This window comes from Streptomyces sp. URMC 126 (assembly GCF_051386555.1).
Classification (GTDB): domain Bacteria; phylum Actinomycetota; class Actinomycetes; order Streptomycetales; family Streptomycetaceae; genus Streptomyces.
This window is the reverse complement of the sequence record NZ_JBPQTX010000630.1, coordinates 1-1,073: the sequence shown is the minus strand read 5'-3', so window position 1 is coordinate 1,073 and position 1,073 is coordinate 1. Positions and strand designations below refer to the sequence as shown.

Sequence of the window (1,073 nt, the reverse complement as noted above, 5' to 3'; positions counted from 1 at the left end):
GAGGGGACGGGACGGGCGGTGGCTGTGTGGGCCGTCGTACTGGCCTGAAGCGTCCTTGCCGCCGTCGGTGTGCGCTCCGATACTCGGCACACCGCGTTCACCAGGTTCCGCTTCGGGGCGAGCATCGGCAGCTTGTCATGAACCTGACGGATGACTGGTGAAACGCTCAACCCTCCACGAAGGGACCCCCCTTGAGCACTCACCTCATGGCCCTCAAGAGAACCGTCGCCGTCGGAGCCGTGGCCCTCGCCGTGTTCAGCCTCCAGCCCGGCGGGGCACAGGCGGACGGCCGGCCCGGCCAGGGCGTCGTCGGCGGCGTCCCCGCGCAGCAGGGCGAGTTCCCCTGGATGGTCCGGCTCTCCATGGGCTGCGGCGGCGCCCTCTACACCCGGCAGATCGTCCTCACCGCCGCGCACTGCGTCGACGGCAGCGGCGCCAACACGTCCATCACCGCCACGGCGGGCGCCGTCGACCTCAATTCCTCGCAGGCGGTCAAGGTCAAGTCCACCCGGGTCCTCCAGGCCCCCGGCTACGACGGCAACGGCAAGGACTGGGCGCTGATCAAGCTCGCCAAGCCGCTCGACCTGCCCACCCTGAAGACCGCCGGCACCACCGCCTACGACTCCGGCACCTTCACCGTCGCCGGCTGGGGCGCCACCCGCGAGGGCGGCGGGCAGCAGACGAAGCTGCGCAAGGCGGAGGTCCCGTACGTCGACGACGCCACCTGCGCCAAGTCGTACGGGAGCAGCCTGGTACCGGCCGAGGAGATATGCGCCGGCTACGTCGAGAAGGGCGGCGTGGACACCTGCCAGGGCGACTCCGGCGGTCCCATGTTCCGCAAGGACGAGACGGGTGCCTGGATCCAGGTCGGCATCGTCAGCTGGGGCACCGGCTGCGCCCGGCCCCGGTATCCCGGCGTCTACACGCAGGTCAGCACCTTCGCCAAGGACATCGCGGCCGGGGCGGCGAGCCTGGGCGGCTGAGCGGGCGGACGGGGTCGCGCGGTCCGTCCGGCGTGCGCACGTACTTCACCTCCCCGCGCCACGACGACGACTACCTGGAGTCGTGGCTGG

General features: G+C 71.4%; 1 protein-coding gene. It reads left to right on the top strand.

Going from position 1 to position 1,073, the window contains the following annotated elements:
* Positions 1-206 precede the first annotated feature (206 nt).
* Positions 207-983 carry a serine protease gene (locus ACSNOK_RS33200; protein ID WP_436784500.1) on the top strand — a complete coding sequence of 259 codons (777 nt, stop codon included), beginning with the start codon at positions 207-209 and terminating at the stop codon, positions 981-983.
* Positions 984-1,073: the final 90 nt, after the last annotated feature.